9 protein-coding genes and 2 tRNA genes are annotated in these 13,605 nt (G+C 62.4%); 7 read left to right on the top strand and 4 right to left on the bottom strand.

Annotated elements, in window-relative coordinates; all coding sequences use genetic code 11:
• Positions 1 to 24: 24 nt before the first annotated feature.
• Complete coding sequence (locus CDA63_RS04765) at positions 25 to 1,218, bottom strand: sensor histidine kinase (protein WP_088463304.1); 1,194 nt, start codon at positions 1,216 to 1,218, stop codon at positions 25 to 27.
• 266 nt (positions 1,219 to 1,484) lie between these two features.
• On the opposite strand from CDA63_RS04765, the gene hemA reads away from it, so the two are divergent.
• Entirely contained in the window at positions 1,485 to 2,756 is a 1,272-nt protein-coding gene (gene hemA, locus CDA63_RS04760) for a glutamyl-tRNA reductase (protein ID WP_088463303.1), read from the top strand.
• A gap of 152 nt (positions 2,757 to 2,908) precedes the next feature.
• Here the strand turns inward: hemA and CDA63_RS04755 are convergent, their stop codons facing one another.
• On the bottom strand, positions 2,909 to 3,217 hold the full coding sequence (locus tag CDA63_RS04755; protein ID WP_088463302.1) for an ArsR/SmtB family transcription factor: 309 nt from the start codon (positions 3,215 to 3,217) through the stop codon (positions 2,909 to 2,911).
• Between the two features lie 334 nt (positions 3,218 to 3,551).
• Here CDA63_RS04755 and CDA63_RS04750 point away from each other — a divergent pair, with 334 nt between their 5' ends.
• The gene (locus CDA63_RS04750) at positions 3,552 to 4,781 is read left to right on the top strand and encodes a Glu/Leu/Phe/Val dehydrogenase dimerization domain-containing protein (RefSeq protein WP_088463301.1); all 1,230 of its coding nucleotides are present in this window, start codon (positions 3,552 to 3,554) and stop codon (positions 4,779 to 4,781) included.
• A 161-nt stretch (positions 4,782 to 4,942) separates the two neighbouring features.
• Positions 4,943 to 6,112: a mechanosensitive ion channel family protein gene (locus CDA63_RS04745; protein ID WP_088463300.1), complete on the top strand. Its 1,170-nt coding sequence runs from the start codon at positions 4,943 to 4,945 to the stop codon at positions 6,110 to 6,112.
• A 133-nt stretch (positions 6,113 to 6,245) separates the two neighbouring features.
• On the opposite strand, the gene CDA63_RS04740 is transcribed toward CDA63_RS04745, so the two are convergent.
• Both CDA63_RS04740 and CDA63_RS04735 read right to left on the bottom strand, forming a co-directional pair.
• Positions 6,246 to 7,151 (bottom strand): TerB family tellurite resistance protein, encoded by a 906-nt coding sequence (locus CDA63_RS04740; protein WP_088463299.1) that lies wholly within the window; start codon positions 7,149 to 7,151, stop codon positions 6,246 to 6,248.
• A 90-nt stretch (positions 7,152 to 7,241) separates the two neighbouring features.
• Positions 7,242 to 9,722: an AsmA-like C-terminal region-containing protein gene (locus CDA63_RS04735; protein WP_126546736.1), complete on the bottom strand. Its 2,481-nt coding sequence runs from the start codon at positions 9,720 to 9,722 to the stop codon at positions 7,242 to 7,244.
• A gap of 184 nt (positions 9,723 to 9,906) precedes the next feature.
• On the opposite strand from CDA63_RS04735, the gene CDA63_RS04730 reads away from it, so the two are divergent.
• The 4 genes from CDA63_RS04730 (at position 9,907) to CDA63_RS04715 (ending at position 13,554) form a co-directional block, all read left to right on the top strand.
• A tRNA-Val gene (locus CDA63_RS04730) sits at positions 9,907 to 9,981 on the top strand.
• A gap of 25 nt (positions 9,982 to 10,006) precedes the next feature.
• A tRNA-Val gene (locus CDA63_RS04725) sits at positions 10,007 to 10,081 on the top strand.
• 72 nt (positions 10,082 to 10,153) lie between these two features.
• The gene (locus CDA63_RS04720) at positions 10,154 to 11,941 is read left to right on the top strand and encodes a glycosyltransferase family 39 protein (protein ID WP_126546735.1); all 1,788 of its coding nucleotides are present in this window, start codon (positions 10,154 to 10,156) and stop codon (positions 11,939 to 11,941) included.
• Entirely contained in the window at positions 11,941 to 13,554 is a 1,614-nt protein-coding gene (locus tag CDA63_RS04715; protein ID WP_126546734.1) for an ArnT family glycosyltransferase, read from the top strand. Before CDA63_RS04720 ends, CDA63_RS04715 begins: the two co-directional genes overlap by 1 nt.
• Positions 13,555 to 13,605: the final 51 nt, after the last annotated feature.

The following is a 13,605-nucleotide window of genomic DNA, read 5'->3' as shown; positions in this document are numbered from 1 at the left end:
GAGAGGTGCGAAGTGCGAAAAGACTCATCCATTCAATATCACCCGAAACGTGGTGCCGCGACCGGGTTCGCTCCACTTCACGAAGAGGCGGCCTTTGTGGTAATTCTCGATAATGCGCTTGGCCAGGGCTAGGCCCAGGCCCCAGCCGCGCTTTTTGGTGGTGTAGCCGGGCAGAAACACGCGCTGCATCTTGCTTTTAGATATGCCCTTGCCAGTATCGGTGATGTCGAGGACAATCTGTGACTTGCTGCCGCGCACCGGGCGGCGCAGGTGCAGCACGATGCTGCCGCGACCATCCATGGCGTCCACGGCGTTCTTGCAGATGTTCTCAATCACCCAGTCGAAGAGCGGGATATTGACCTGGGCGGGCGTATCGGTGGGTAGGTCGGTTTTCACTTCGAAGCTTACCTTCTTCGACACCCGGCTTTGCAGGTAGCTAATGGCGTTTTCGGTCACGCGCAGGATGTTTTCATCCTTGAGCACTGGCACCGAGCCGATGTTGCTGAACCGCTCGGTAATAATTTCGAGCCGCCGGATATCCTTGCCCAGCTCTTCCACAATGGGCTCGCCCCGAAACCGCTCCGATTCGCGCAGGTACTCCTGCCAGCCCACGAGGCTGCTGAGCGGGGTGCCCAGCTGGTGGGCCGTTTCCTTGGCCAGGCCCACCCACACGCGGTTTTGCTCGGCCCGCCGCGAGTAGCTGAAGGCGAAATAGGCAATCACGCCCAGGCAGCCGATAATGGCCAGCTGCACCAGCGGGTAGTAGCGCAACTGGGTAAGCAGCGCCGACTCTTTGTAATACAGGTAGTTGCGTAGCCCGGCCCCTATTTCAATCACGATGGGCGGGTGCTGGGCTTTCATCTGGGCGATTTCGCCCCGCAGAAACTTAATGGACGCGGCCTCGGCCACGCCTTTCGGCACGTTCACGTTGCGGGCGTCGATGATGTTGTCGTCGCCGTCGGTGATGATGACGGGGATGGTTTTGTTGGCCTCGATGATTTCGTCGTAGAGAAACGACAGGTTCGACTCTTCCTCCGTGTTGATGATGTAGCGCTGGGTTTTGGCGTAGAGGTCGATTTGCTGCCGCTCGCGGTCGGAGAGCTGCCCTACCAGAATATTGGTGTAGATAACGGTAGCGGCCCCAATCAGCAGGGCCACGGCCACAATGAGGAGCTTGATGCGGGACTTCTGATCGTAGATGGGAATGGTGGGAAGCACGGCAGCGAAACGAGATAAGAGGAGCTGCCCCGGATACGGCCGCCCCGGCTCCGAAGATACAGTTCTGCGGCGCGCCGAAGGCCGACCACAACGGCTGTGCCAACATTTTTAGCTGTTTCAAAGGCCCGAAAACGGCCTTGTGGGCTTTTAACGGGGATTTAGCGCGCAATAGTACTTGCAGCCGAACCACCTGCCCTTTTCAACTGTTTTTACCCTAGCAATTTGTATCGTATTTTTGCCCCCTGATTTCCGCACTAGCACCTGCTATGCTCCATACATTCAAAGCCGTTAGCCTGTCCTTCAAGAAAGCCCCGCTCGCCATTCGCGAGCTGATTGCGCTGGATGAAGCGGCTTGCCGGCAGTTCTTGCAAACCCTCCACCACGAGCTGGATTTGTCCGATTTGCTGGTGCTAAGCACTTGCAACCGCACTGAGGTCTACTACTCGGCCGCCCGCGACCAGAGCCCGGCCATCATCGAGGCCCTGGGAAAACTCAAGCACCTGCCCGACGTCAGCACCTACTTCCCTTACTTCGATGTGCTCGACGAGCACATCGAGGCTGTGCGCCACCTGTTCGAGGTAGCCATGGGCTTGGAGGCCCAGGTGGTCGGCGACCTGCAAATCAGCAACCAGGTGAAGCAGGCCTACCAATGGTCGGCCGATGCCGATGCGGCTGGGCCTTTTCTGCACCGGCTGCTGCACACCGTATTCTTTACCAACAAGCGCGTACAGCAGGAAACTGCCTTCCGCGACGGGGCGGCTTCCACCGCTTATGCCACCCTGGAGCTGGTCGAGGAGCTGACTGCCGACGTGGCCAACCCCCGGGTGCTGGTGGTGGGATTGGGGGAAATCGGGGCCGATGTGTGCCGCTACTTCGGCGACAGCAAGGTGTTCTCCGACGTTACCATCTGCAACCGCACGCGTACCAAGGCCGAAGAGCTGGCCGAGGAATGCGGCCTCAAAATGCTCGACTTCGAGGAACTGGCCGAGGGCCTGAAAGAAGCCGACGTGGTTATCAGCAGCATTGCCCGGGCCGAGCCGTTCTTTACGCGGGCCTTGGTGGCTAACCTGGAAGTACTGAGCTATAAGTTCTTCATCGACCTCTCGGTGCCGCGCAGCATCGCGCCCGACGTGGAGCAGGTGCCCGGCGTGCTGGTGTACAACATCGATACCATCCAGAGCAAGGCTTCGGCCGCGCTGGAGCGCCGCCTGGCGGCCGTGCCCCATGTGCGGGCCATCATCGAGGAAAGCATGATGGGCCTTCAGGACTGGACCAAGGAGATGCTGGTGTCGCCCACCATCCAGAAGCTCAAAAACGCGCTGGAGCAGATCCGCCTCGAAGAACTGGACCGCTACCAGAAGAAGCTCAGCCCTGAAGAAGCCAAACGCCTGGACAGCATTACCCGCGCGCTGATGCAGAAGATTCTTAAGCAGCCCGTGCTCCAGCTCAAGGCCGCCTGCAAGCGCGGCGAGGCCGACCAGCTCATCGACACGCTCACCGACCTGTTCGACCTCGAACGCCAGCCCGATTTCAGCTGAACGCAGTAGCTGGCTACCGTTTCCAATCAACTCCAACCCCTGATGCCCCGGCATCCGGGGTTTTGTTTTGGAACCAGTCTCCCACCAAAAGGCCCGCCCGACACAAGGTGTCGGGCGGGCCCGGGACGATGACCACCGGAAAGGGCGCGGGGCTAAATGGCCTCGCAGCAGTCTTCCAGCGAGTCGATAACGTCGAGCAACTTAGGGATGGAGAGGGAGTAGTAGATTTTAGTACCCACTTTGAGCGACGACAGAATGCCGCGGTCTTTGAGGGTGATAAGATGCTGAGAGGCAATAGCCTGGGGCAGGTCGAGGGTACGGTAGATTTCCGTAACGGTCATCTTGTCCTCTTTACCCAGCAGGTCTACAATAGCCAGCCGTTTAGGGTGGGCCAGCACTTTAAGCATGGCGGCGGCTTTATCTACTTTCTTCGATTCGACTCGGGCGAGTAATGGTTTCATTTTATCGTGGCAACGGTGGTATTACAGGACGATAGGCGGGAATAGGGCTAATACGATATTTAGGGGTTGCAAAGTTCCTTTTAAAATCCCAGCCGGTAAAAAAAACTGGCACCGGGGCCTCTTCTATTGCTTGTGGCCCAGCTTCTCGGCCACTACGCCGGGGCAATATGCCCGCCCGCAAAATCAACTGGCCGGCCAGTGGCAGCGCGCTCTGGCACCAGCTGGCCAGCATCCAGCCAGGCTGGGTAATTTCTGGTCGCATCCGGGTCTTGCCACCGGGCTTACCTACCTTTGCGGCCAGATTCCCAACTCCCATCCCTTCTGCGTCCTGATTATGAAAGAGCTGCTGGCTAAGTTTGAAAATAAGCGTCCCGAAATTGTATTTGAATGGCAGGACGCCGAAACGGAGGCCGAAGGCTGGGTCGTGATTAACTCGCTGCGGGGCGGGGCGGCCGGCGGCGGCACCCGCATGCGCAAGGGCCTCGATAAGCGCGAAGTAGAAAGCCTGGCCAAAACAATGGAGGTGAAGTTCACCGTATCGGGGCCGGCCATTGGCGGGGCCAAGTCGGGCATCAACTTCGACCCCCAGGACCCCCGCAAGCGCGGCGTACTGGAGCGCTGGTACCGGGCCGTTATTCCGCTGCTGAAGGCCTACTACGGCACCGGCGGCGACCTGAACGTGGACGAAATCCACGATGTGATTCCGATTACCGAAGACTATGGCCTCTGGCACCCCCAGGAGGGCGTCGTGAACGGGCACTACCACGCCACCGAGCCCCAGAAGATCCAGAAGTTGGGCCAGCTGCGCCAGGGCGTAGTCAAAGTGCTCGAAGACGCCACGTATTCGCCCGACCTGCGCCGCAAGTACACCGTGGCCGACCTGATTACCGGCTACGGTGTGGCCGAGGCCGTGCGCCACTACTACGAGCTATGGGGCGGCCGCTCGGTGGCCGGCAAGCGGGCCATTATTCAGGGCTGGGGGAACGTGGGCGCGGCGGCGGCCTACTACCTGGCCAGCCAGGGTGCCCGCGTTACGGGCATCATCGACCGGGCCGGCGGCCTGATCAAGGAGGAGGGCTTTTCGCTGGAGGAAATCCGGACCCTGTTCCTGACCCGCAAGGGCAACGAGCTGGCCGCCGATAACCTGCTCTCGTTCGAGGAAGTGGAGCAGCGCATCTGGAGCAGCGGGGCCGAAATCTTTATCCCGGCCGCGGCTTCGCGGCTCGTGAGCCGCGCGCAGATAGAGGCATTGGTAGCCGGTGGGCTCGAAGTTATTTCCTGCGGCGCCAATGTGCCCTTCCAGGACCCCGAAATCTTCTTCGGTCCCACCGGCGAGTTTGCCGATGCCCGCGTCAGCGTCATCCCCGATTTTATTGCCAACTGCGGCATGGCCCGGGTGTTCGCCTACCTGATGGAATCCAACGCCGAAATCACCGACCAGGCCATTTTTGAGGATACTTCGCGCGTAATTCGGGCGGCTCTGGCCCGCACCCGGGCCCAGGGCGAAGGCACCACCAACCTGGCCCAGAAATCGTTTGAAATGGCCTTGCGCCAACTGGTATAACTGCTTCCGGGCTACCCATCCGGCCTGGTGTTTGCGGCTAGGGCAAGCATAACGCTAAGCAGTTGTTTGCGTTAGAACCCTAACAAGCCGTCTGCTTGCTGCTCGTTGGGGCAGTCGGCGGCCGGCTTGTTTGTTGCCCCTTTACCTCTTCAATCGCGTTTATGTCTCTCTCAGAAATCCTTCATTACCGCCTGCTTAGCGTGGAGGTGCAGGAATACCTGATAGCCGCTGGTATTTTGCTGGCTGGCTTCGTACTTAAAAATCTGGTGTCGCGCCTGCTGACGAAAGTGCTGTTTCAGTTCTTCAAGCGGAAGGTGGACAAGGACGTGACTGAAACACAGTTTCACGATCTGCTTATCAAGCCCATTTCTATTGTCATTTTCCTGATCACGGTGTTCATTGCCTACACCGTGATGGACATTCCGGTGCGCACGGCCGAGTTGGGCCGCCACACGCCCTGGTACGGGGTGTTTGCCTTCCGGGTCTACCAGATTGCCTTTGTCACGGGCGTTACCTGGATCTTCCTGCGCATGATCGATCTGGCGGTGCTCGTGTTTATGAACCGGGCCCTGCGCGACCCCTCACGGCTCACCAACCAGCTCGTACCCTTCGCCCGCGACCTCATCAAGCTGTTTGTGGCCATCGTGGCCTTCCTTATTGTGCTGGGCAAGGTGTTCGACGTCGACGTTACGGCCGTCGTGGGCGGCCTGGGCATTGGTGGCCTGGCTGTGGCCTTTGCCGCCAAGGAAAGCCTGGAAAACCTGCTGGCCTCGTTCACCATCTTCCTCGACCAACCCTTTGTGGTGGGCGATTTGGTGAGCGTGGGCGATTTAACGGGCTCGGTGGAGAAAATCGGCTTTCGCAGTACCCGCATCCGCACGGTCGAGAAAAGCTACGTCACGGTGCCCAACAAGTCCATGATCGACAAGCCTCTCGACAACCTCTCGCGCCGCACTGCCCGCCGGGTGTTCTTCATGATGTCGCTCACCCAAATGACCACCAGCGACCAGCTCCACCGCATCCTCGACCGTATGCGCACCGCCATCGTGGATCATCGCCTCATCGACCCCGATGTGCAGGTAAAATTCACTTCGCTCACCTCTAATTCCAAAGACGTACGAGTGCAGTATTATGTGCGCACCGACAGCTACGACGAGTACCTCGACGTGATGGAGGAAATCAACTTTAAAATTGTGTCGGCGGTGGAAGAAGTTGGGGCCAACTTCGTGGATACGACCATGACCCGCCTCTCGGGTTCCGGCTCGGGCGACACCAATTTACCCAAAAGTCTCCAACAGCAAGCCAGCGGCCAGTCCATTGCCGGCTCTTAAAGTGGGCTGCTAGCTGAGGCCTCCTTGAGCTTATAGCTGTTAGCTTTGGTTCGGAAGCCCTAATAATCCAACAAAAAGAAGGCCCCGCACTCAACTGAGTGCGGGGCCTTCTTCGTTTTTTCAGCTAACAGGTCTAGCGTCCACCGAGCAGGCCGCCGAGCAGACCGCCCATACCGCCACCGCCGAGCAGGCCGCCGAGGCCACCGCCACCGGAGCTGCGGGGCTGGGAGTTAGGCTGGCCGCCAAGTCCGCCGAGGATGGACATTATCGAGCCGAGGCCGCCGCTGCCGGTATGGGTGCCTTGCTGGGGGTAGTTGCCGTACTGGCTCTGCTGCTGGTTGCCGCCGCCCATTACACCGCTCAACAGACCGCCGCCGAGCAAGCCGCCAAGCAAACCGCCCATGCCACTCTGGGCCGCGCCGCCGAGCAAACCACCCATGCTGCCGCCCAGCATACCGCCACCGCCGCCCATGCCCTGGCTGCGGTTACCACCACCCATCACTTTCGAAATCACCATGGGGGCCACAATGCCAAGCAGACCAGCCATCAGGGCATTTTTGGGGATACCGGCACTTTCGAGCTTGTCGCCGATGCCGCCCAGAAAGCTCTGCTTAGCCGGGTCGCTGGCATCGTGGGGCACGTTGGCGGCCTGGTCTACCACCTGCTCCAGCGTATGCTGCTGTTGCTGGCTGATGCCGAGGTAACCGGAAATCTTGTTCACCATTTCCTCCTCGGTGTTGGAGTAGGCGCCATCGGCGCGGGCGAAGCTGATGAGGTCAGTTACGAGCGAGAAGCGCAGGTCGCTGCTGCGCAGGGCGTCGAGGTTGGCTTTTACGCTCTGGTTGTTCGAGTCTTTGGCGGCCGAAAGCACCTGCTGGGTGGAGCCGCCGCTGAGGCCTGCCTGTTGGGAGAGCTGCTGAAGAAACTCGATTTCGGGGGCCGAGGCTTCCCGGTCGGCCGAGGCCAAGCTAGCAATTACGCTCAGGTAAGCGGCTTTCTCCTGATCGGAGTAGTTCTCGAGCAGTTGTGAATCGTTCATGTTCAGGAAAGGAAAGGGAGGTGGATAATAATTTCATCCCTTAACGCACCAGCGCCAGTTGAGGTTGGCCTCGGTAAAAGCGGCGGCATCTCAGAATTCAAAATAACCGCCTGGCTGAGGCTCGGCAGGTTTTTTCACCGGCTTTTTCAGCTCCCACGTCGGCCGGGGCCGGGGGGCCGCAACCGGCGCCGACTCGGCTGAGCCGGCCGCGGCCGACGGCCCCGCTACCGGCGGACTCGCGGCCGGGCGCCCAGGGCGGGCCGTTTCGTAGCGCACCGTGAAGTTGCTTTCGGTGCCCCGGATGGCCAGCCCCAGCGTGGGCCCATCGGCGCGGGCCGCGGCCCGCGGCAGCAGACCCGGTAGCAGCGGAATCCGCACATGGTAGTCGAGCTGCTGGTCGAAGGTGTGCGTGCCGGTGATGCGAATTAGGGCCGCGGCCCGCACATTGGAGCGGATGTCCATTTCCGGAATGTACACCGTGCGGCTCTGGATGTAGAAATCGTTGTGCAGCTCGGCAAAGCGCAAATGGCGCAGCGTGGCCCGGTCGGCCACCAGACTCAGCTTCTGCAAGGGCTCGAAATTGAGCAGCTCGCCCTGGCGCACGGTGGCTTTTATCTGGGCTTCGAGCCGGTCGGGCAGCGGGCTCAGCTGGCCATCAAAATACGTATCCGATTCGGCTGAGGCCGTGAGCGTGCCCCGCAGGTGGCGGCTGGTAATGAACCGCTGGCCAAAATCTTCGAACACGTAGAACAAGCTGTCCAGCGGCACCTGCTGGCAGCTGGCCACGGTGCTGGCTTTCAGCAGCTGGGGTTGGCGGGCATCCACGGTGCCGCGCACACTAAGTTGCCCCCCGGCGGCCCTCAGGGCCAGGCCCGGCGAGCTGAACACCCGGTTTTGCAGTCGTAATGTGCCACGCAGATTTCGGCCCCGTAACCGGCGGTAGCGCACCTGCCGGGCCTGGGTTTGCACGTCGAGCACCAGCCGGGCGGGCACGTGCAGGCCGCCGCTGGTCCCGGAGGCACCCGCCGCCCCACCGCCGCCGGCCGGTTGGTAGGCGTACAGGAGCTGGTTGAAATCGAGCAGCTGGGAGGCAATGGTAGCCTCGATGCGCAGGGGTTGGTTCGGCCCCAAGGCCCAGCCGGTGGCATTACGCACCGTGCCGCGCCCCCGGAAGTCGGAGTTGCCCAGGCGGCCCTGCATGGTGGGCACGGTTACGTCGGAGCCGCTTAGCCGGAGCTGGCCGCTGAGGCCAGTAAAGGGCTGGCGCAGGTCGCGCAAGCGGAGCGTAACGGCTCGCAGGCTCAACTCGCCGCTGGCCTGCCGGGCGGTGGGCCGGCGGCGCAACGCGGCCAGCGGCCCGTGCAGGGCCAGCCGTAAGCTGGCCGTCCCGGCCGCCGACTGGATAGCCGCGACCGGGAAGAACTTCAGGGCCCGGGCTACGTCCAATTCGGCTTGCAGGTTGAGGTTGATAACGGGCTGGGCCAGGTTATCGAGCCGTAAATCGCCACTGAAGGGCCAGCCGGCCAGCTGCCCGCGCACCGCTTTCAGCTCCAGCACCGCCGAAGCCGCCTCGTGGGCCACCCCGTTGCTAAACCGGCCGGTCAGGCTCACGTGCTCCACTTGCTGGCGGTATTCGGGATGAAAAAACGAGGCTTCCCGGCACCCGAACCGCACCTCCACGGCCGGGTTGCGGGCCGCTGACCATTCGCCGCGCACGGTGCCCTCAAAATACACCTGCCCCCGACTGCGGTAGCCGGCCACCCGTTGCGTGAGGCGGGGCGGCAACAGCGCCAGTACTGCCCGCAGGTTGGCCTGGCGGGCGGCCGCAGTCAGGTTTAGCTGCGGAGCCCCAGCATACCCAACCGTACCCGCCACCGAATAAGCCGCCGGCCCCACCTTGATTTCGGAGGGCCGGATGGTGACGAGCTGCTCCGCCCGGTCAATGCGCAGCAGAACGTTCAGTTGCACGTCTTTGGCCCGGAAGTAGTCATCGGAGCCCAGGCGGATGGTTTCGAGGTGGGCCGCCCCGGTAGCGGACACGTCGATGCGCGGGCCGTCCAGGCTCACGGCGGCCCGCAGGTCGGGGGTTTGCAGGGCGAAATACTGCTGGCGGGCCGCGTCGGCATAAGTGGCCCGCACGCGCTCCAGCCGGATGCCTTTCAGTTCGAGCGCGAAGGGCTCGTCGGCGGCAGCGGCCGTGTCGGGTTTGAGGATGAGGTAGTTGGGCTGGCCGGTCGCGTCGCGGCGCACGTTGAGCTGGCCGTCGGCGAGGGTGAGGCGGCGGATGCGGTAGCGGCCGCGCAGCACATCGAGGGCGTCGAAGGCGCAGAACAGGCGGCGAGCCCGCACCAGCTTGGTCGTATCGGCGGCCACCGAACCCTGCATCACCACATCGTGCAGCGTAATGGAAAGGCGCGGGAACTGGTCGAGCACCGATACTTCGAGGCGGCTGGCGCGCACCGGCACGGCGAGGTGCTCGTTGAGGCCGGCCACGAACAGGCCGATGATGCGGTCCTGCCCCAACCACAGCCCCAACGCGGCGGTGCTGACCAAAAAAAGCAGCGTCAGCAAAAAATATTTACCCAATCTACGCACCGGCACTTCCTTCCTGATGTAGCTGAAATTTCTGACTCACAGCTCTTTCCCACGTTTCGCGGGCGGATTACAAAAATTTCCTGCCTCAAAGATGGGATAAAGAGTTGCGTTTTCGAAAACGACCCGCCATATTTGCCATCCCAAACGGGATACGCCCATCGGGAGATTAGCTCAGCTGGTTCAGAGCATCTGCCTTACAAGCAGAGGGTCACTGGTTCGAACCCAGTATCTCCCACTTTTCTTTAGTACGCTCACCCCCCGGGAGATTAGCTCAGCTGGTTCAGAGCATCTGCCTTACAAGCAGAGGGTCACTGGTTCGAACCCAGTATCTCCCACACAACGAAAGGACTGCCCGCTTGGGCAGTCCTTTTTTGTTTTAGGCCGGCTTTGGCCGTTATTCGTGCCGCATGTTTAGTCCATCTACTTCTACTGCCGCGCCCGTTGCAGCGCCGTTGGTTGCGGCATCCGAAGCCCGGGGCCGGCGGCTGGCCGAAATCCTGTTTTTTGGGTTGCTGCTGCTGGCCGGGGTATTGCTGGTGAACGACTACGGCGTGTCGTGGGATGAGCCCAACAACCACCTCAACGGCCTAGTCAACCTGAAATACCTGGCCAGCCTGCTGCCCGTGGGTGAAGGCCTACGCCACCACCCCACCTTTGTGGCCACGCCCGACATCCGCGACTTCCCGGATGCCCACCACGGGCCGCTATTCGAAATGGCCGCCGTGGTGGTCAGCTACGCCCTCACCGACCACGACTCGCGTTCCTACTTTCTGGTGCGCCATACAATGGTATTTGGCGTATTCGCGGTAGGGGTGTGGGCGCTTTACCAGCTGGGCCGGCGCTGGCTGGCCGACTGGCGCTGGGGCCTGCTGGCGGCGGCGCTGCTGGTAGCCTCGCCGCGCTTCTTCGCCGAGGCCTTCTACAACGGCAAAGACATTGTGTACATGGCCTGCTTTACCCTGGCTATGCACACGCTGCTGCGGCTGCTGGAGCGCCCCACCGCGGGCCGGGCGTTGGTGCACGGGCTGGCCGTAGCCCTGGCCGTCGATATCCGGGTGCAGGGCCTGCAACTGCTGTTGTTTACGGCTTTGGGGCTGGGACTGACCGCTTGGTTTGAAGTTCCTGAGCCTGGGGCTGCCCGCCCGGCCTACGGGCGGTTGGGGTTGCTGAGCGCCGTGGCTGCCCTGGCCGGTATTGTAGCGGGCTGGCCCTATCTGTGGGCCCACTCGCTGTCCGAACTGCTGGCCGTCAGCTCCCACGCCGTGCACTACCCGTGGCCGTTCACCAACTTCTACCTGGGCCAGTTCCTGACGGTACAACAGTTACCCTGGCACTATATCCCGGTCTGGATGCTGGTCACGATTCCGCTGCCCTACTCGTTGGGGGCGACTGTGGGCCTGCTGAGTGCGGCCGCGCTGGCGCTCCGGCGGGGCGGGCGAGCGACGCTGGCGGCTCCAGCCGGGCGCACGGTGGTGCTGGTAGCAGCTTGGCTGCTGGCCCCGGTGCTGGTGGTTATTGGCACCCACGCTGTGGTGTACGAAAGCTGGCGCCACCTCTACTTCATTTACCCGGCCTTGCTGCTGTGGGCCACCTACGGGGCGCGGGCGCTGCTGCGCTGGAGCCGGAAGCCAGCGGCCAGCCAGGGCCGGCTGGTGGCCCGGCTGGCGCTGGCCCTGGCCCTGTTCGAAACGGGCCACACAGTGGTGCGGCAAGTGCAAATGCATCCGCACGGCAACGTGTACTTTAGCTTTCTGCCCGGCTCCGTAGCCGAGCGCCTGTTCGAGCGCGACTATTGGGGGCTGAGTTTCCGGCAGGGGCTGGAGTGGATAACTACTCATGACGCGGCCCCTACGCTCACCGTGAACACGTTCTGGCACTACCCGCTCTACAACAATTCGCTCATCATTCAGCCCGACGCCCGCACCCGGCTCCAGTACGTGCATACGCCCGCCGCCCGTTACTACCTCACCAATTACCGGTGGCACCCCCAATCGTACCGCGATTCGCTGGGGGCCGAAGTGTACGTCATCCGGGCGGGCGGGCTGAAAGTACTGTCGGTGTTCCGGCGGGCTAAGGTGGCTGCGCCGCCGGCTCGTCTTCCTGAAACGGAAGTACCGTCGCGGGTCCGGCACCTGCGGCAGCCCAACTCGCCGACAGAGTCGCCGCCTGTGCTCGTTTCTCCTTTTTCCCAGTGATGCGGGCCGAGGTTCGTCGTTCCTGGTTGATCGGGCTCTTTTTCGGGCTGCTGTTGCTGGCAGGCAGCACGCTGGTGGCCGACTACGGGGTATCGTGGGATGAGCCGGTCGACTACCGCAACGGGCTGGTAAGCTTGCGCTATCTGGCCGATCTGGCTCTGGGGCGCAAGCCCATCGACCTAGCCCAGCACATTGATAGCGACCACGGGGTGCTGTTCGAGTTGCCCATGGCGTTGGTGGCGCGCTTCACCTTGGGCCTACCCGGCGAGCAGGTCAACCACACTTACTACCTCGTGCGCCACGGAATTACCCTGCTGCTTAGCATGGGTGGATTGTGGGCGCTTTACGGGCTGGCCCGAATCAGGCTGCGCGACGCTTACCTGGCGCTGTTGCCAGTAGTGCTGTTCGTGCTTTCGCCCCGCCTGTTCGCCGAATCCTTCTACAATACCAAAGACGTGGGGTTTCTGGCGGCCTTTACGGTGGGCATGTACACGCTGGCCCGCCTGCTGAAGCGTCCTACCCTCGGCCGCGCCCTCGTGCACGGCTTGGCCACGGCCGTCGCCACCGACCTACGGCTGATGGGGGTGTTGCTGGTGCCTTTCACGCTGGCCATGCTGGGGCTGGAAATCCTGCTACCCACCCGGCCAGCTGGCGGCGCTTGGCGCGTAACCGGTGCTGCGGGCACCTACCTGCTGGCTGCCGCCGGAGCTACCGTAGCAGGCTGGCCCTACTTGTGGGCGGCTCCATTTCACCACTTCCTGACGGCCTTTTACAACCTGAGCCACTACGCCAAATGGCAGGGTGTGGTACTATATGGAGGCCAGTTGGTGGCGGCCCAGCACCTGCCCTGGCACTATGCGCCCGTTTGGCTGCTGATAACGACCCCAGTAGCCTACTCGGTGGGGGCACTGCTGGGCCTGGGCTTGGCCGCGGGCCGACTGCTGCGCCGACCATTGGCCCGCCTGCGGACGCTCGACGGACGCCTCGATCTGCTGTTCGGAGGCTGGCTGCTGCTCCCTTTTCTACTGGTTATTGGCCTGCACTCCGTTATTTACGACGGCTGGCGGCACTTGTATTTCACGTATCCGGCGTTGCTGCTCCTAGCCGTCTCGGCAGGGCGGCAGCTTTGGGCCTGGGGGAAGCTGCACCGCTGGGGGCGGCCAGTGCTGGTAGTGCTGGGGCTGCTGACTGGGTTGGAAATGGCCGTAACAGCCGGCCGGATGGTGCGGATGCACCCTTACCAGCAGGTGTATTTCAGCTTCCTGACGCCCCGGCAGGTGGCGTATGGCTTCGAGCGCGACTACTGGGGGCTGGCATACCGGCAGGGGCTGGAATACCTGGTGCGCCGCCACCCAACCGGGCCCATTTACGTGGCCGCAGCCGAGCAGCGGCCCTTCGTCAACAACTTGGTCTGGCTACCGCCCGCCGACCAACGGCGCATCCATCTGGTGCCGCCAGGGCCCGGCCGTTACCACTTGTTCGGGTACCGACGGTGGGCGGGGCCGCCCCCAGCGGCGTTGGGCCGCGAGGTTTACGCCGTGCGGGCTGACGGGCTGACCATTCTTTCGGTGCTCTACACCACCACCTGGCCCAGGCCGGCCAAACTGCCGTAACTTGCCGCCCACTGCGGCTCCGGCCTGGTTTGTCGCCCTTATTCGTTCCGT

It is taken from the genome of Hymenobacter amundsenii (assembly GCF_002204745.1).
Classification (GTDB): domain Bacteria; phylum Bacteroidota; class Bacteroidia; order Cytophagales; family Hymenobacteraceae; genus Hymenobacter; species Hymenobacter amundsenii.
The sequence above is the reverse complement of the archived record's forward strand: the minus strand, read 5'-3'. Positions and strand labels throughout refer to the sequence as shown.